15 protein-coding genes are annotated in these 17,560 nt (G+C 60.7%); 14 read left to right on the top strand and 1 reads right to left on the bottom strand.

Annotation, left to right across the window (positions count from 1 at the left end; genetic code table 11):
- The first annotated feature begins 2 nt into the window (after positions 1–2).
- From nuoE to nuoN, 10 genes are all read left to right on the top strand, one after another.
- A complete protein-coding gene (nuoE, locus tag ACLEXF_RS08930; RefSeq protein ID WP_002913160.1) occupies positions 3–503 on the top strand; it encodes an NADH-quinone oxidoreductase subunit NuoE in 501 nt (166 codons plus the stop codon).
- Positions 500–1,837 (top strand): NADH-quinone oxidoreductase subunit NuoF, encoded by a 1,338-nt coding sequence (gene nuoF, locus ACLEXF_RS08925; RefSeq protein ID WP_002913158.1) that lies wholly within the window; start codon positions 500–502, stop codon positions 1,835–1,837. Before nuoE ends, nuoF begins: the two co-directional genes overlap by 4 nt.
- 33 nt (positions 1,838–1,870) lie before the next feature.
- Entirely contained in the window at positions 1,871–4,597 is a 2,727-nt protein-coding gene (gene nuoG, locus ACLEXF_RS08920; protein WP_407259683.1) for an NADH-quinone oxidoreductase subunit NuoG, read from the top strand.
- Complete coding sequence (gene nuoH, locus ACLEXF_RS08915; RefSeq protein ID WP_002913156.1) at positions 4,594–5,571, top strand: NADH-quinone oxidoreductase subunit NuoH; 978 nt, start codon at positions 4,594–4,596, stop codon at positions 5,569–5,571. The genes nuoG and nuoH overlap by 4 nt, the downstream gene beginning before the upstream one ends.
- A 14-nt stretch (positions 5,572–5,585) precedes the next feature.
- The gene (nuoI, locus tag ACLEXF_RS08910) at positions 5,586–6,128 is read left to right on the top strand and encodes an NADH-quinone oxidoreductase subunit NuoI (protein WP_002913152.1); all 543 of its coding nucleotides are present in this window, start codon (positions 5,586–5,588) and stop codon (positions 6,126–6,128) included.
- Positions 6,129–6,138: 10 nt separating this feature from the next.
- Positions 6,139–6,693 carry an NADH-quinone oxidoreductase subunit J gene (gene nuoJ / locus ACLEXF_RS08905; RefSeq protein ID WP_004201743.1) on the top strand — a complete coding sequence of 185 codons (555 nt, stop codon included), beginning with the start codon at positions 6,139–6,141 and terminating at the stop codon, positions 6,691–6,693.
- Positions 6,690–6,992 (top strand): NADH-quinone oxidoreductase subunit NuoK, encoded by a 303-nt coding sequence (gene nuoK, locus ACLEXF_RS08900; protein ID WP_002913148.1) that lies wholly within the window; start codon positions 6,690–6,692, stop codon positions 6,990–6,992. The genes nuoJ and nuoK overlap by 4 nt, the downstream gene beginning before the upstream one ends.
- Positions 6,989–8,830 carry an NADH-quinone oxidoreductase subunit L gene (gene nuoL, locus ACLEXF_RS08895; RefSeq protein WP_004201740.1) on the top strand — a complete coding sequence of 614 codons (1,842 nt, stop codon included), beginning with the start codon at positions 6,989–6,991 and terminating at the stop codon, positions 8,828–8,830. Before nuoK ends, nuoL begins: the two co-directional genes overlap by 4 nt.
- A 298-nt stretch (positions 8,831–9,128) precedes the next feature.
- Entirely contained in the window at positions 9,129–10,658 is a 1,530-nt protein-coding gene (gene nuoM, locus ACLEXF_RS08890; RefSeq protein WP_004201738.1) for an NADH-quinone oxidoreductase subunit M, read from the top strand.
- Positions 10,659–10,664: 6 nt separating this feature from the next.
- Complete coding sequence (gene nuoN / locus ACLEXF_RS08885) at positions 10,665–12,122, top strand: NADH-quinone oxidoreductase subunit NuoN (protein ID WP_004201737.1); 1,458 nt, start codon at positions 10,665–10,667, stop codon at positions 12,120–12,122.
- A 56-nt stretch (positions 12,123–12,178) separates the two neighbouring features.
- Here the strand turns inward: nuoN and rnz are convergent, their stop codons facing one another.
- On the bottom strand, positions 12,179–13,099 hold the full coding sequence (gene rnz, locus ACLEXF_RS08880) for a ribonuclease Z (RefSeq protein ID WP_064150944.1): 921 nt from the start codon (positions 13,097–13,099) through the stop codon (positions 12,179–12,181).
- A gap of 57 nt (positions 13,100–13,156) precedes the next feature.
- On the opposite strand from rnz, the gene ACLEXF_RS08875 reads away from it, so the two are divergent.
- The 4 genes from ACLEXF_RS08875 (at position 13,157) to menH (ending at position 17,550) form a co-directional block, all read left to right on the top strand.
- Positions 13,157–13,618 carry a GNAT family N-acetyltransferase gene (locus tag ACLEXF_RS08875; RefSeq protein ID WP_004201734.1) on the top strand — a complete coding sequence of 154 codons (462 nt, stop codon included), beginning with the start codon at positions 13,157–13,159 and terminating at the stop codon, positions 13,616–13,618.
- Positions 13,619–13,753: 135 nt separating this feature from the next.
- Positions 13,754–15,043 carry an isochorismate synthase MenF gene (gene menF, locus ACLEXF_RS08870; protein ID WP_117129840.1) on the top strand — a complete coding sequence of 430 codons (1,290 nt, stop codon included), beginning with the start codon at positions 13,754–13,756 and terminating at the stop codon, positions 15,041–15,043.
- 81 nt (positions 15,044–15,124) lie between these two features.
- Positions 15,125–16,795, top strand: coding sequence for a 2-succinyl-5-enolpyruvyl-6-hydroxy-3-cyclohexene-1-carboxylic-acid synthase (menD, locus tag ACLEXF_RS08865; protein ID WP_117129841.1), 1,671 nt, complete (start codon positions 15,125–15,127; stop codon positions 16,793–16,795).
- On the top strand, positions 16,792–17,550 hold the full coding sequence (menH, locus tag ACLEXF_RS08860) for a 2-succinyl-6-hydroxy-2,4-cyclohexadiene-1-carboxylate synthase (RefSeq protein WP_057216358.1): 759 nt from the start codon (positions 16,792–16,794) through the stop codon (positions 17,548–17,550). The genes menD and menH overlap by 4 nt, the downstream gene beginning before the upstream one ends.
- Positions 17,551–17,560: the final 10 nt, after the last annotated feature.

Genomic DNA, 17,560 nt, shown 5'->3' with positions numbered 1-17,560 from the left:
TTATGCACGAGAATCAACAACCACAAACCGAGGCTTTTGAGCTGAGTGCGGCAGAGCGTGAGGCTATTGAGCACGAGAAGCACCACTACGAAGACCCGCGTGCGGCGTCCATCGAAGCGCTGAAAATCGTTCAGAAACAGCGCGGCTGGGTGCCGGATGGCGCGATCTACGCCATTGCCGATGTGCTGGGCATCCCGGCCAGCGACGTCGAAGGCGTGGCGACGTTCTATAGCCAAATTTTCCGCCAGCCGGTTGGCCGTCACGTGATCCGCTACTGCGACAGCGTGGTGTGTCACATTACCGGCTATCAGGGGATTCAGGCCGCCATCGAGAAGAAGCTGAACATCAAGCCAGGGCAGACCACCTTTGATGGCCGCTTTACCCTGCTGCCGACCTGCTGCCTGGGCAACTGCGACAAGGGACCGACCATGATGATTGATGAGGACACTCACAGCCATCTGACGCCGGAGGCAATTCCTGACCTGCTGGAGCAGTACAAATGAAAACCGTAATTCGTACTGCGGAAACGCATCCGCTCACCTGGCGCCTGCGCGACGACAAGCAGCCGGTCTGGCTGGACGAGTATCGCAGCAAAAATGGCTATGAAGGGGCGCGAAAAGCGCTGACCGGCATGGCGCCGGACGAGATCGTCACGGCGGTAAAAGACGCTGGCCTGAAAGGGCGCGGCGGCGCGGGCTTCTCCACCGGTCTGAAGTGGAGCCTGATGCCGAAAGACGAATCCATGAACATCCGTTACCTGCTGTGTAACGCCGATGAGATGGAGCCGGGCACCTATAAAGACCGCCTGCTGATGGAGCAGCTCCCGCACCTGCTGGTGGAAGGCATGCTGATCTCCGCCTTTGCGCTGAAGGCTTATCGCGGCTACATCTTCCTGCGCGGAGAGTATATCGAAGCGGCCCAGCATCTGCGCCGCGCGATTGCCGAAGCCACCGAGGCGGGCCTGCTGGGGAAAAATATCCTCGGCACTGGTTTTGACTTCGAGCTGTTTGTCCACACCGGGGCAGGACGCTATATCTGCGGCGAAGAGACGGCGCTGATCAACTCCCTGGAAGGCCGCCGCGCTAACCCGCGCTCCAAGCCGCCGTTCCCGGCGAGCTCCGGCGTGTGGGGTAAGCCGACCTGCGTCAACAACGTGGAAACCCTGTGCAACGTGCCGGCGATTCTGGCTAACGGCGTCGAGTGGTACCAGAACATCTCCACCAGTAAAGATGCCGGCACCAAGCTGATGGGCTTCTCCGGCCGCGTGAAGAACCCGGGCGTCTGGGAGCTGCCGTTCGGCACCACTGCCCGCGAGATCCTTGAAGATTACGCCGGCGGTATGCGCGATGGCCTGAAGTTTAAAGCCTGGCAGCCGGGTGGGGCAGGGACCGACTTCCTCACCGAAGCGCACCTCGATCTGCCGATGGAGTTCGAAAGCATTGGTAAAGCGGGCAGCCGTCTGGGCACCTCGCTGGCGATGGCCGTTGACCACGAGATCAACATGGTCTCGCTGGTGCGCAACCTCGAAGAGTTCTTTGCCCGCGAGTCCTGTGGCTGGTGTACGCCGTGCCGCGATGGTCTGCCGTGGAGCGTGAAGATCCTGCGCGCCCTGGAGCGCGGCGAAGGTCAGCCTGGCGATATCGAAACGCTTGAGCAACTGTGTCGATTCCTGGGCCCAGGGAAAACCTTCTGCGCGCACGCGCCGGGCGCGGTTGAGCCGCTGCAGAGCGCGATTAAATATTTCCGCGAAGAATTCGAGGCTGGCATTAAGCAGCAGTTCAGCAATACCCATGCAATCAACGGGATTCAGCCGAACCTGCTTAAGACGCGCTGGTAATCTAAAGGTTTTTTTATTTTTGGAAGCACGCTAATGGCTACGATTCATGTAGACGGCAAAGAATACGAGGTCAACGGAGCGGACAACCTGCTGGAGGCTTGTCTCTCTCTTGGGCTTGATATTCCCTACTTTTGCTGGCATCCGGCGCTAGGGAGCGTCGGTGCTTGCCGCCAGTGTGCGGTGAAGCAATATCAGAACGCGGAAGACACGCGTGGTCGCCTGGTGATGTCCTGTATGACTCCGGCATCCGACGGCACCTTTATTTCTATCGACGACGGCGAAGCGAAGCAGTTCCGCGAAAGCGTGGTGGAGTGGCTGATGACCAACCACCCGCACGACTGCCCGGTCTGCGAAGAGGGCGGCAACTGCCACCTGCAGGATATGACGGTGATGACCGGCCATAGCTTCCGCCGCTATCGTTTTACCAAGCGTACCCACCGCAACCAGGATCTGGGGCCGTTTATTTCTCACGAAATGAACCGCTGCATCGCCTGCTACCGCTGCGTGCGCTACTACAAAGATTATGCCGACGGCACCGATCTGGGCGTCTATGGCGCCCACGACAACGTCTACTTCGGCCGCCCGGAAGATGGCACCCTGGAAAGCGAATTCTCCGGCAACCTGGTGGAAGTCTGCCCGACCGGCGTCTTCACCGATAAAACGCACTCCGAGCGTTATAACCGTAAGTGGGACATGCAGTTTGCGCCGAGCATCTGCCAGCAGTGTTCCATTGGCTGCAACATCAGCCCGGGCGAACGCTATGGCGAGCTGCGTCGTATCGAAAACCGCTATAACGGGACCGTTAACCGCTACTTCCTCTGCGACCGCGGTCGTTTCGGCTATGGCTATGTGAACCTGAAAGACCGTCCGCGTCAGCCGGTTCAGCGCCGCGGCGACGATCTGATCGCGCTCAACGCCGAACAGGCGATGCAGGGGGCGGCGGATATCCTGCGTCAGTCGAAGAAAGTCATTGGTATCGGTTCTCCGCGCGCCAGCATTGAAAGCAACTTCGCGCTGCGTGAGCTGGTCGGTAGCGAAAACTTCTATACCGGCATCGCTAAAGGCGAACAAGCGCGCCTGCAGATGATGCTTAAAGTGCTGCGTGAAGGCGGGATCCATACCCCGACGCTGCGCGATATCGAATCCTACGATGCGGTACTGGTGCTGGGCGAAGACATTACCCAGACCGGCGCGCGCGTCGCGCTGGCGGTGCGTCAGGCGGTGAAAGGGAAAGCACGCGAAATGGCGGCGGCACAGAAAGTGGCCGACTGGCAGATTGCGGCGATCCTCAACATCGGCCAGCGCGCCAAGCACCCGCTATTCGTCACCAACATCGATGACACCCGCCTGGATGACATCGCCGCGTGGACCTACCGCGCGCCGGTAGAAGATCAGGCGCGTCTCGGCTTCGCCATCGCCCATGCGCTGGACGACAGCGCGCCGGCGGTTGACGGCCTGAGCCGCGAACTGCAGGGTAAAGTCGATGTCATCGTCCAGGCGCTGGCCGGGGCGAAAAAACCACTGATTATTTCCGGGACCAACGCCGGCAGCATGGAGATCATCCAGGCCGCTGCTAACGTGGCGAAAGCCCTGAAAGGCCGTGGCGCCGACGTCGGCGTGACCATGGTTGCCCGCGCGGTGAACAGCGTCGGTCTGGGCATGATCGGCGGCGGCTCGCTCGAGGAGGCGCTCGACGAACTGGAAAGCGGCGCCGCAGACGCAGTTATCGTGCTGGAAAACGACCTTCACCGTCATGCTTCCGCCGCCCGCGTCGACGCAGCGCTCTCCAAAGCGCCGCTGGTGATGGTGGTTGACCATCAGCGCACGGCGATTATGGACAAAGCGCACCTGGTGCTCTCCGCAGCAAGCTTTGCGGAAAGCGACGGTACCGTGGTGAACAACGAAGGCCGCGCCCAGCGTTTCTTCCAGGTCTACGACCCGGCCTACTACGACGCGAAAACCGTGATGCTGGAAAGCTGGCGCTGGCTGCATTCTCTGCACAGCACCGTTAACAACCGTCAGGTTGACTGGACGCAGCTGGACCACGTTATCGATGCCGCGATTGCCGCACTGCCGCAGCTGGCGGGCATAAAAGATGCCGCGCCGGATGCGACCTTCCGCATTCGTGGGCAGAAACTGGCGCGTGAACCGCACCGCTACAGCGGCCGCACGGCGATGCGCGCTAACATCAGCGTCCACGAGCCGCGTCAGCCGCAGGATAAAGACACGATGTTCGCCTTCTCCATGGAAGGGAACAACCAGCCGTCTGCCCCGCGTTCGCAGATCCCGTTCGCCTGGGCGCCGGGCTGGAACTCCCCGCAGGCATGGAACAAGTTCCAGGATGAAGTGGGCGGGAAACTGCGCCATGGCGATCCGGGCGTCCGCCTGTTTGAAGCTTCCGCCAGCGGGCTGGAATACTTCACGGCGGTGCCGGCCAGCTTCCAGGCGGAAGAGGGGAAATGGCGTATCGCACCTTATTATCACCTGTTTGGCAGCGATGAGTTGTCACAGCGCGCGCCGGTGTTCCAGAGCCGGATGCCTGAGCCGTACATCAAGCTGAACCCGGCGGATGCCGCGAAGCTTGGCGTCAACGCCGGGGCGATGCTCTCCTTTAGCGTGGAAGGCCAGACCCTGCGTCTGCCGCTGGTTATCTCTGAAGGTCTGACCGCAGGGCAGGTTGGCTTACCGATGGGCATGCCGGGCATTGCGCCGGTACTGACCGGATCGCGTATTGATTCACTGCAGGAGGCGAAAGCATGAGCTGGTTAACGCCGGATCTTATCGACATTCTGTTAAGCATCCTGAAGGCCGTGGTCATTCTGCTGGTGGTGGTCACCTGCGGCGCGTTCATGAGCTTCGGCGAGCGTCGTCTGCTCGGTCTGTTCCAGAACCGCTACGGGCCAAACCGGGTGGGCTGGGGCGGTTCGCTGCAGCTGGTCGCCGACATGATCAAGATGTTCTTTAAAGAGGACTGGATCCCGCGCTTTTCCGATCGCGTGATCTTTACTCTGGCGCCGGTTATCGCCTTTACCTCGCTGCTGCTGGCCTTCGCTATCGTGCCGGTCAGCCCGACGTGGGTGGTGGCTGACCTGAACATCGGGATCCTGTTCTTCCTGATGATGGCAGGCCTGGCGGTTTACGCGGTGCTGTTCGCCGGTTGGTCGAGCAACAACAAATACTCCCTGCTGGGGGCGATGCGTGCTTCCGCGCAGACCCTAAGCTACGAAGTGTTCCTCGGCCTCTCCCTGATGGGCGTGGTGGCGCAGGCGGGGTCATTCAATATGACCGATATCGTCAACAACCAGGCGCATCTGTGGAACGTTATCCCGCAGTTCTTCGGCTTCGTGACGTTCGCCATCGCCGGCGTGGCGGTGTGTCACCGTCACCCGTTCGACCAGCCGGAAGCGGAGCAGGAGCTGGCCGATGGTTACCACATTGAATACTCCGGCATGAAGTTCGGTCTGTTCTTCGTGGGTGAATACATCGGTATCGTCACCGTTTCAGCGCTGATCGTCACGCTGTTCTTCGGCGGCTGGAATGGCCCGTGGTTACCTCCTTTCATCTGGTTCGCGCTGAAAACCGCGTTCTTCATGATGATGTTCATTTTGATCCGCGCATCATTACCGCGTCCGCGCTATGACCAGGTAATGTCCTTTGGCTGGAAGGTATGCCTGCCGTTAACGCTGGTCAACTTGTTGGTAACGGCGGCTGTCATTCTCTGGCAGGCGCAATAAGGGGTGAATTGAACATGACCTTAAAAGAATTATTGGTGGGGTTCGGCACCCAGGTCCGGAGTATCTGGATGATTGGCCTGCATGCCTTCGCCAAACGTGAAACCCGGATGTACCCGGAAGAGCCGGTCTATTTGCCGCCGCGTTATCGCGGCCGCATCGTGCTGACGCGCGATCCGGACGGTGCAGAGCGCTGCGTCGCCTGTAACCTGTGTGCGGTAGCCTGCCCGGTGGGCTGTATTTCGCTGCAGAAAGCAGAGACGGTAGACGGCCGCTGGTACCCTGAGTTCTTCCGCATCAACTTCTCACGCTGCATCTTCTGCGGTCTGTGCGAAGAAGCGTGCCCGACCACGGCGATCCAGTTGACCCCTGACTTCGAGCTGGGTGAATACAAACGTCAGGATCTGGTGTACGAAAAAGAGGATCTGCTGATTTCCGGTCCGGGCAAATACCCGGAATATAACTTCTACCGGATGGCGGGTATGGCAATCGACGGCAAAGATAAGGGCGAAGCGGAAAACGAAGCTAAGCCGATCGACGTCAAGAGCCTGTTACCGTAAGGAGAGGTCAATGGAATTCGCTTTTTATATCTGTGGCCTGATCGCCATCCTCGCAACCTTGCGGGTCGTCACCCACACCAATCCGGTGCATGCGCTGCTGTACCTGATCATTTCGCTGTTAGCGATTGCCGGGGTGTTCTTCTCGCTGGGCGCGTACTTCGCCGGGGCGCTGGAGATTATCGTCTACGCTGGGGCCATTATGGTGCTGTTCGTCTTCGTGGTGATGATGCTCAACCTGGGCGGCAGCGAAATCGAACAGGAACGCAAATGGCTGCAGCCGGGGATCTGGATTGGCCCGGCCATCCTCTCCGCAGTGCTGCTGGTGGTTATCGTTTACGCCATTCTGGGGATTAACGACCAGGGTATCGACGGCGCGGCAATCAACGCTAAAGAAGTGGGTATTGCGCTGTTTGGGCCGTACGTCCTGGCGGTGGAGCTGGCCTCCATGCTGCTGCTGGCGGGCCTGGTGGTCGCCTTCCACATCGGTCGCGAAGAGCGCGCCGGCGAGGTGCTGAGCAACCGCGTGAACGACAGCGACAAAAGAAAAACGGAGGAACACGCATGATCCCCTTAACACATGGACTGATCCTCGCGGCCATCCTGTTTGTGCTTGGTCTGACGGGGCTGGTGATCCGCCGCAATCTGCTGTTTATGTTGATCAGCCTGGAAATCATGATTAACGCCGCCGCGCTGGCCTTTGTGGTTGCGGGAAGCTACTGGGGCCAGGCAGATGGTCAGATTATGTATATCCTCGCTATCAGCCTTGCGGCTGCGGAAGCGAGTATCGGTCTGGCGCTGCTGCTGCAGCTCCATCGTCGCCGCCAGAACCTGAACATCGATTCAGTAAGTGAGTTGCGTGGATGAACATGCTTGCCTTAACCATTCTTTTGCCATTGATTGGCTTTGTGCTGCTGGCCTTCTCCCGCGGGCGCTGGTCGGAAAACCTTTCCGCCACCGTTGGCATGGGCTCGGTAGGCCTGGCGGCGCTGGTCACCGCCTATGTCGGCGTCGACTTTTTCGCTAACGGCAAACAGGCGGTCAGCGTGCCGCTGTGGACCTGGATGTCGGTAGGGGATTTCAACATCGGCTTCAACCTGGTGCTGGACGGCCTGTCGCTGACCATGCTCTCCGTGGTGACCGGCGTCGGCTTCCTGATCCACATGTTCGCCTCCTGGTATATGCGCGGTGAAGAGGGCTACTCCCGCTTCTTCGCCTACACCAACCTGTTTATCGCCAGCATGGTGGTTCTGGTACTGGCCGACAACCTGCTGCTGATGTACCTGGGTTGGGAAGGGGTGGGTCTTTGCTCTTACCTGCTGATCGGCTTCTACTACACCGATCCGAAGAACGGCGCCGCAGCGATGAAAGCGTTTGTGGTGACTCGCGTCGGCGACGTGTTCCTCGCCTTCGCGCTGTTCATCCTCTACAACGAACTGGGTACCCTCAACTTCCGCGAAATGGTTGAGCTGGCGCCGCAGCACTTTGCTAACGGCAGTACCACGCTGCAGTGGGCGACGCTGATGCTGCTCGGCGGCGCGGTCGGTAAATCCGCCCAGCTGCCGCTGCAAACGTGGCTTGCCGATGCGATGGCGGGTCCGACGCCGGTTTCCGCGCTGATCCACGCCGCGACCATGGTCACCGCCGGCGTCTACCTGATCGCCCGTACCCACGGTCTGTTCCTGATGACGCCGGAAGTGCTGCATCTGGTCGGGATCGTCGGGGCGGTTACCCTGGTGCTGGCGGGCTTCGCCGCGCTGGTGCAGACCGACATTAAACGCGTTCTCGCTTACTCCACCATGAGCCAGATTGGCTACATGTTCCTCGCGCTGGGCGTGCAGGCATGGGACGCGGCGATTTTCCATCTGATGACTCACGCGTTCTTTAAAGCGTTGCTGTTCCTGTCGTCTGGTTCGGTGATTCTCGCCTGCCATCACGAACAGAACATCTTCAAGATGGGCGGCCTGCGCAAATCTATTCCGCTGGTGTACGTCTGCTTCCTGGTGGGGGGCGCGGCGCTGTCCGCTCTGCCGCTCATTACCGCAGGCTTCTTCAGTAAGGATGAGATCCTGGCGGGGGCGATGGCCAACGGTCATATCAACCTGATGGTGGCGGGCCTGGTCGGCGCCTTTATGACCTCGCTGTACACCTTCCGCATGATTTTCATTGTGTTCCACGGTAAAGAGCAAATTCACGCGCACGCAGGGAAGGGGATCACCCATCATCTGCCGCTGATTGTGCTGCTGGTGCTGTCCACCTTCGTTGGCGCGCTGATCGTGCCGCCGCTGGAAGGCGTCTTACCGCAGACCACTGAACTGGCGCACGGCAGCGTGATGACGCTGGAGATTGCCTCCGGGATCATCGCTATTGCCGGCATCCTGATCGCCGCATGGCTGTGGCTGGGCAAACGCACCCTGGTGACCTCTATCGCCAACAGCGCGCCTGGCCGCTTCTTCGGTACCTGGTGGTTCCATGCCTGGGGCTTCGACTGGTTATACGACAAAGTATTCGTTAAGCCATTCCTCGGCATTGCCTGGCTGCTGAAGAGCGATCCGCTGAACTCGTTGATGAACATCCCGGCGCTCCTCTCCCGCTTCGCAGGTAAAGGCCTGCTGGTGAGCGAGAACGGCTATCTGCGCTGGTATGTGGCGTCAATGAGCATTGGCGCGGTGGTGGTGCTGGCGCTGCTGATGGTATTGCGTTGAGTTTGAGAACCTTTGTGTTGCCCGGCGGCGCGGTGCTTGCCGGGCCTACGGGAGCGTAGGTCGGGTTAGCATTAGCTCCACCTGACAAAACAAGCCTCAAACCGAAGTGAATTTTCTGTGAGAATTCGTTGAAAATCAGGTCGTAAAGGACAGGCGTTATCGGCGAAGTCAAAGTGGACGCCGCCTGCGCGGAGCAATCGAAGCGTACTAAAGTACGTGAGGATTGTGAGCACAGCCGGAGTTCGTTATGACGAGTAAGATAGCCTGAACCGGACTTAAATAAGGAATAAAAATCACCATGTTATTGCCTTGGTTGATATTAATCCCCTTTATCGGCGGCTTCCTGTGCTGGCAGACCGAACGCTTTGGCGTGAAAGTGCCGCGCTGGATCGCGCTGATTACCATGGGACTGACGCTGGTGCTTGGCCTGCAGCTGTGGATGCAGGGCGGCTATTCTCTGACGCAATCCGCGGGTATTCCGCAGTGGCAGTCTGAGTTCGTGCTGCCGTGGATCCCACGCTTCGGCATTAGCATTCATCTGGCGATCGACGGCCTGTCGCTGCTGATGGTAGTGCTGACCGGCCTGCTCGGCGTGCTGGCGGTGCTCTGTTCCTGGCGCGAAATCGAAAAATACCAGGGCTTCTTCCACCTCAACCTGATGTGGATCCTGGGCGGCGTCATCGGCGTGTTCCTCGCCATCGACATGTTCCTGTTCTTCTTCTTCTGGGAAATGATGTTGGTGCCGATGTACTTCCTGATTGCGCTGTGGGGCCACAAAGCCTCTGATGGTAAAACGCGTATCACGGCGGCCACCAAGTTCTTCATCTATACCCAGGCGAGCGGCCTGGTGATGCTGATTGCCATTCTGGCGCTGGCATTCGTCCACTTCAACGCCACCGGCGTGTGGACTTTCAACTATGAAGAGCTACTGAAAACCCCGATGTCCCACGGCGTGGAATATCTGCTGATGCTCGGCTTCTTCATCGCCTTCGCGGTGAAAATGCCGGTGGTGCCGCTGCACGGCTGGCTGCCGGACGCCCACTCCCAGGCGCCGACCGCCGGTTCCGTCGACCTTGCGGGGATCCTGCTGAAAACTGCGGCCTACGGTCTGCTGCGCTTTGCGCTGCCGCTGTTCCCGAACGCCTCCGCCGAGTTTGCGCCTATCGCCATGTGGCTGGGCGTGATCGGGATCTTCTACGGCGCGTGGATGGCCTTTGCCCAGACTGATATCAAACGTCTCATCGCCTACACCTCCGTGTCCCACATGGGCTTCGTGCTGATTGCTATCTACACCGGCAGCCAGCTGGCGTATCAGGGGGCGGTGATCCAGATGATTGCTCACGGTCTCTCCGCGGCGGGTCTGTTTATTCTCTGCGGCCAGCTGTACGAACGTCTACATACCCGTGACATGCGTCAGATGGGCGGTCTGTGGAGCAAAATCAAATGGCTGCCGGCGATGTCGATGTTCTTCGCCGTCGCCACCCTGGGGATGCCGGGCACCGGTAACTTCGTCGGCGAATTTATGATCCTGTTCGGCAGCTATAAAGTGGTGCCGGTGATCACCGTGATCTCGACCTTTGGTCTGGTATTCGCGTCCGTTTACTCGCTGTCGATGCTGCATCGCGCTTACTTCGGTAAAGCGAAAAGCGAAATCGCGGCGAAAGCGCTGCCGGGGATGTCCCTGCGTGAACTGTCTATCATCCTGCTGCTGGTGGTGCTGCTGGTGCTGTTGGGCTTCTTCCCACAGCCGATCCTCGACACCTCGCATGCTGCGATGAGCAACATTCAGCAGTGGTTTGTTAATTCTGTTTCTACTACAAGGCCGTAATTCGCCATGACAATAACTCCACAACAACTGATCGCACTGCTACCGCTGCTGATCGTCGGCTTGACGGTGGTGGTTGTGATGCTCTCCATTGCGTGGCGACGCAATCATTTTCTCAATGCCACGCTGTCGGTTCTCGGGCTTAATGCCGCGCTGGTCTCGCTCTGGTTCGTCGGCCAGAATGGGGCAATGGACGTCACGCCGCTGATCCGCGTTGACGGCTACGCGATGCTCTACACTGGGCTGGTGCTGCTGGCGAGTCTCGCCACCTGTACTTTCGCCTATCCGTGGCTTGAGGGTTACAAGGACAACAAAGAAGAGTTCTACCTGCTGGTGCTGATCGCCGCCCTGGGCGGCATTCTGCTGGCCGGTGCGAATCATCTGGCGGCGCTGTTCCTCGGCATTGAGTTAATCTCGCTGCCGCTGTTCGGCCTGGTCGGCTACGCCTTCCGCCAGAAGCGTTCGCTGGAAGCGAGCATCAAATACACCATCCTCTCCGCGGCAGCCTCCTCTTTCCTGCTGTTCGGTATGGCGCTGGTGTATGCGAACTCCGGCAACCTGTCCTTCCTTGCGCTGGGCAAGAGCCTGGCGGACAACACGCTGCACGAGCCGCTGCTGCTGGCGGGTCTCGGCCTGATGATCGTCGGTCTTGGCTTTAAGCTGTCGCTGGTGCCGTTCCACCTGTGGACGCCGGACGTTTACCAGGGGGCGCCTGCGCCGGTCTCCACCTTCCTGGCGACCGCCAGCAAGATCGCCATCTTCGGCGTGGTGATGCGTCTGTTCCTGTACATGCCGGTGGGCAACAGCGAAGCGGTGCGCGTGGTGCTGGGGCTGATCGCCTTCGCCTCTATCATCTTCGGTAACCTGATGGCGCTGAGCCAGACCAATATCAAACGTCTGCTCGGTTACTCTTCTATCTCCCACCTCGGCTATCTGCTGGTGGCGCTGATCGCCCTGCAAAGCGGCGAAATGTCGATGGAAGCCGTTGGCGTCTACCTGGCCGGCTACCTGTTCAGCAGCCTCGGCGCGTTCGGCGTGGTCAGCCTGATGTCCAGCCCATACCGTGGCCCGGACGCGGACTCGCTGTTCTCCTACCGCGGTCTGTTCTGGCACCGTCCGATCCTGTCGGCGGTGATGACGGTGATGATGCTCTCCCTGGCCGGTATCCCAATGACTCTTGGCTTTATCGGTAAGTTCTACGTGCTGGCCGTCGGTGTTCACGCCCATCTGTGGTGGCTGGTTGCTGCGGTAGTTGTCGGCTCGGCGATCGGTCTCTACTACTACCTGCGCGTGGCGGTGAGCCTGTACCTGAGCGCGCCGGAGCAGCTGAACCGTGATGCGCCGTCGAACTGGCAGTACAGCGCTGGCGGTATCGTGGTGCTGATCTCTGCCCTGCTGGTGCTGGTGCTCGGTATCTGGCCGCAGCCGCTGATTAGCATCGTGCAGCTGGCGACGCCGCTGATGTAAGTGGATTGACTCAATAAAAAAACCGCCGGAATGGCGGTTTTTTTATGCCCGGAATGTTACGCCACCGTGTAAACCATAAAGTCTTCCGCCAGCAGGGTGTCCGGGAAAATCTCCCGGCATTCCGCCAGCATCCGCAGGCAGCCCTTGGCATCGTAGCGTGAGCTAAAGTGGGTGGCGATAAGCGTGCCGACGCCTGCCTCTTTAGCCAGCGTCGCGGTCTGCTGACTGGAGGAGTGGCCGCGACTATTGGCTTTCTCCGCCATCGCCTGCTCCAGGGTGGTCTCGTGGACCATCACATCCGCCCCGCGCGCCATCTCCAGCGCCTGCGGGCAGGGGGCGGTATCGCCAAAGATGGCCAGCGTTTTACCCGGCGTGGCGGGCCCCAGGTAGCGGCTGCCGTCGATCACCCGGCCATCCGCCAGCGTCACCTGTTCACCGCGCTTAAGGCGGTGAAACAGCGGCCCGGGAGGCACGCCGTCGGCAATCAGCTGGGCGGCGTCGAGGGCGCCGGGCTTGTCGTGTTGCTCAATGCGATACCCGTAGCACTCCACCGGATGGCTAAGCGGGAACGCGGTGACCCGATAGCCCTCTTCGTCGAACACCAGACCGGGGCCGACTTCGATGATGGTCAGAGGATAGTCGGTCCACGAGCCGCTGAGGCGCAGCGCGGTGTCAATGAATTCTTTTATTCCTGTTGGTCCGTAGACCGTCAGCGGCAGCGAATTCCCCTGCATCGAGCGGCTGCACAGCAGCCCGGGCAGGCCGAACAGATGGTCGCCGTGCAAATGGGTAATAAAGATCTTATTCAGTTTGCCAGGATGATGGGGCGTATGCAGAAACTGATGCTGGGTCCCTTCGCCGCAGTCAAACAACCACATTTCGGCGCGGGTTGGCTGTTGCAAATTGAGTATTATCGACGTCATATTACGCGTGCGGGTCGGCACCCCGGCGGATGTCCCCAAAAAAGTTAATTCCATCGTCCAGTGTCCTCAGGGCGAGTCGCAAAACATCAGTATATCAATAAGGAGCAGCAGATGATGACCTGGCAGGATCTCCATCATAGTGAACTCACCGTTCCCCAGCTGTATGCGCTGCTGAAGCTGCGCAGCGAAGTCTTTGTCGTGGAGCAGCAGTGCGCTTATCAGGATGTCGACGGCGATGATTTGGTTGGGGAAAATCGCCATCTTCTCGGCTGGCGCGATGGCGAACTGGTGGCTTATGCGCGGATCCTTAAAAGCGAAGAGATGTACGATCCGGTGGTGATTGGCCGGGTTATCGTCAGCCCCGCCGCGCGCGGCGAAAAGCTTGGCCATCAGCTGATGGCGCAGGCGCTGGCCAGCTGTCAGCGGCACTGGCCGCAAAAGTCGATTTACCTTGGGGCGCAGGCGCACCTGCAAGCTTTTTACGCCCACTTCGGTTTTACGCCGGTGACTGAGGTCTATGATGAGGATGGCATTCCGCACATCGGCATGGCGCGGGAAAGCCGCGCTGTTTGACCCCTCAACACTCATATTCCAACCCTGTTCCGGGCCGGCGAGCAGGTGAGATAAAACCCGCTCCCTCGTCATGGGTACTGCTATTCCGCCGTCGAACCCCTTATAATGTGGGGTTTTACTACCGTGGAGGTTTGCGTGCTGTCTGTTTCCACTGCGCTGGCCCGTTTACGTGACGGCCTGAGTGAGCCCTTTCCTGACTCACCCGGCACGCGAATTATCGATATTGCCTTTCCGCTGAATGATGCCTTCGATCCGCTGCTATGGTGCGGCCAGCAGCCGCAGTGGCCGCAGTTCTACTGGCAACAGCGCAATGGCGACGAGGAGATGGCGGCGCTGGGGGCGGTAAAAAGCTTTCCCTCGCTCGACGCCGCGAACCGCTTTTTACACCAGGCCGGACGGCAGGATCTGCGCATCTGCGGCCTGAATGCGTTTGCCCCGCAGCAAGGCCGGCTGGTGCTGCCGCGTCTGGAATGGCGTCGGTGCGGCGGCAGGGCCGTGATGCGGCTGGTGCTGCACAGCGACCGCTCCCTTCGCGACGATGCCATGACGGCGCGTGATTTTCTCGCCAGCCTGACCACCGCCCAGGCGACCCCTGGCGGCGTACCGCCGCTGTTGAGCGAGCGCCACTCCTCCGATTATCCCCTGTGGCAGGCAATGATAGACCTGGCGACGCAGGCCATCGCCGCCGGCGACATGGATAAAGTGGTGCTGGCGCGGGCAACCGACCTGCAGTTTGCCGCCCCGCTGGATGCCGTGAGCATCATGGCCGCCAGCCGCAGCCGCAATCTTAACTGTTTTCATTTCCTGATGGCGTTCAATGCCCGTCAGGCGTTTTTCGGCTCCACGCCGGAGCGGCTGTGGCGCCGGCGCGGCGCGCTGCTGCGCACCGAAGCGCTGGCGGGCACCGTCGCTAATCATCAGGATGACGCGAAGGCGCAGCAGTTGGCCGACTGGTTGATGAAAGACGACAAAAATCAGCGGGAAAACATGCTGGTGGTGGAGGATATCTGCCAGCGCCTGCAGAGTGAGGCCTCGACGCTGGACGTTCTGCCGCCGCAGGTGGTGAGGTTGCGCAAGGTACAGCATCTTCGACGCTGCATCTGGACCGAGCTGGCGGAGCCTGACGACAGCCGCTGTCTGCTGCAGCTGCAGCCTACCGCCGCGGTGGCCGGCCTGCCGCGGCGGGCGGCGCTGGCATTCATTCAGCGCCATGAACCTTTTTCCCGTGAATGGTACGCCGGTTCCGCCGGGTATCTGTCGCTGGCGCAAAGCGAGTTTTGCGTGGCGCTGCGTTCGGCGAAAGTGGACAACGACACCCTGCGACTGTATGCCGGGGCGGGGATCGTCAGCGGCTCCGATGCGCTGCAGGAGTGGCAGGAGATTGACAACAAAGCGGCCGGGCTGCGCTCGCTACTCTGTCCATAAGCGGGAATGACGATGCATATCAAAACGCCGTCACTTTGGCTTATCTATACTTAGCATCAATATTTGATACCGGACAATTTCATGTCAGTAAGCGCATTTAACCGACGCTGGGCGGCGGTGATCCTGGAAGCTTTAACGCGCCACGGCGTGCAGCATATCTGCATCGCGCCGGGCTCGCGCTCGACACCCTTAACCCTGGCGGCGGCGGAAAACCGCGCCTTTATCCATCATACCCATTTTGACGAACGCGGCCTCGGCCACCTGGCGCTCGGTCTGGCGAAAGCCAGCCGCCAGCCGGTGGCGGTCATTGTGACCTCCGGGACCGCCACCGCGAACCTTTACCCGGCGCTGATTGAGGCAGGGCTCACCGGGGAAAAGCTGATTCTCCTGACCGCCGACCGTCCGCCGGAGCTGATCGACTGTGGCGCCAATCAGGCGATTCGTCAGCCGGGGATGTTCGCCTCCCATCCGTCGCAGACGATTTCTCTGCCGCGTCCCTCGCAGGATATTTCCGCCCGCTGGCTGGTCTCGACCATCGACCAGGCGCTGGGCGAGCTGCACGCCGGCGGGGTGCATATCAACTGCCCGTTCGCCGAACCGCTGTATGGCGATATGGATGATACCGGCGTGGAGTGGCAGCAGCAGCTCGGCAGCTGGTGGCAGAGCGATAAGCCCTGGCTGCGTCAGGCGCTGCAGAGGGAAAGTGAGAAACAGCGCGACTGGTTCTTCTGGCGGCAAAAGCGCGGCGTGGTCGTGGCGGGCAGAATGAGCGCTGCCGAAGGGAAAAAAGTGGCCGAGTGGGCCCAAACCCTCGGCTGGCCGCTGATCGGCGATGTCCTGTCGCAGACCGGGCAGCCGCTGCCGTGCGCTGACCTGTGGCTGGGTAATGGCAAAGCGGTGAGCGAGCTGGCGCAGGCGCAGATCGTGGTTCAGCTCGGCAGCAGCCTGACCGGCAAGCGGGTTCTGCAGTGGCAGGCCACCTGCGAGCCTGATGAATACTGGCTGGTGGATAATCTGGCCGGTCGTCTCGATCCGGCACAGCACCGCGGCCGCCGTCTGCTCGCCAGCGTTGACCGCTGGCTTGAGCTGCACCCGGCGGAGAAACGCCAGCCGTGGGCGACGGCCATTCCTGAACTGGCCCGTCAGGCGTGGGAGGCGGCGGTCGCCAGCAACGAACCCTTTGGCGAAGCGCAGCTGGCGCAGCGAATTCGCCACTATCTGCCGGAACAGGGGCAACTGTTTGTCGGCAACAGCCTGGTGGTGCGCCTGATCGACGCCCTGGCGCAGCTGCCGGCCGGCTACCCGGTTTACAGCAACCGCGGCGCCAGCGGCATTGATGGCTTGATCGCCACCGCCGCCGGCGTGCAGCGCGCCAGCGCCAGGCCAACCCTGGCCATCGTCGGCGATCTTTCGGCGCTGTACGATCTCAACTCGCTGGCTCTACTGCGCCAGGCGTCGGCGCCGCTGGTGCTGATCGTGGTGAACAACAACGGCGGGCAGATTTTCTCCATGCTGCCGACGCCGCAGGACGAGCGGCGCCAGTTCTACTTAATGCCGCAGGATGTTGATTTCAGCCACGCGGCGGCGATGTTCGGTCTGGCCTATCATCGCCCGGCTGACTGGCAGGCGCTGGATGAGGCGCTGGCCGGCGCCTGGCGCAGGGCAGGGGCGACGGTGATTGAGCTGGCGGTCAATGAGACCGACGGCACACAGACCCTCCAGCAGCTGCTGGCGCAGGTAAGCCGCCTGTGACTCTCAGCGCGGCTGTCGAACATGGCCAGCCGGGTTATCCCTGGCTGGTCTTTCTGCACGGTTTTTCCGGCGACCGCAACGAGTGGCGGGAAGTGGGCGACGCGTTTCGCGCCTGGCCGCGGCTGTATCTCGATCTGCCGGGCCACGGCGGCTCCGCGAATATCGCAGTGCAGGACTTTGCCGGGGTCAATATTCTGCTGCAGGCTACGCTTAATAGTTACAACATACTTAAATACTGGCTGATCGGTTACTCGCTGGGGGGCCGGGTGGCGATGAACTTCGCCTGCCAGCCGCGCGCGGGTCTGCGCGGCCTGATCGTCGAAGGCGGCCATCCGGGCCTGCAGGATGCCGAAGCGCGGCTGGCGCGGCGCAGCAACGACAGCGCCTGGGCGGACCGTTTTCGCCATGAGCCGTTGGCACAGGTCTTTGCCGACTGGTATCAGCAGCCGGTCTTCGCTTCACTGAACGCCGGGCAGCGCGCGGCGCTGGTCGCCTTACGCAGCCGGAACAACGGCGCGACGCTGGCGGCGATGCTGCAGGCGACCTCCCTTGCCGGGCAGGCCGATCTGCGCGCACCCCTGCAGGCGCGCGATTTCCCCTTTCATTACCTGTGCGGCGAGCGCGACGCGAAGTTTCACGCCATCGCCCAGGCGCTCGCGGCGGATCTCCATCTTATTCACCATGCCGGACACAACGCGCACCGGGACAACCCGGCGGCGGTGATTGCCTGTCTGGCGCAGATTTTGGCAAGTTAACTGAAGGACA

The organism is Klebsiella pneumoniae complex sp. WS1778 (assembly GCF_049472055.1).
In the GTDB taxonomy this organism is placed as follows: Bacteria; Pseudomonadota; Gammaproteobacteria; order Enterobacterales; family Enterobacteriaceae; genus Klebsiella; species Klebsiella quasipneumoniae.
This window is presented reverse-complemented; position numbering and strand designations above follow the sequence as displayed.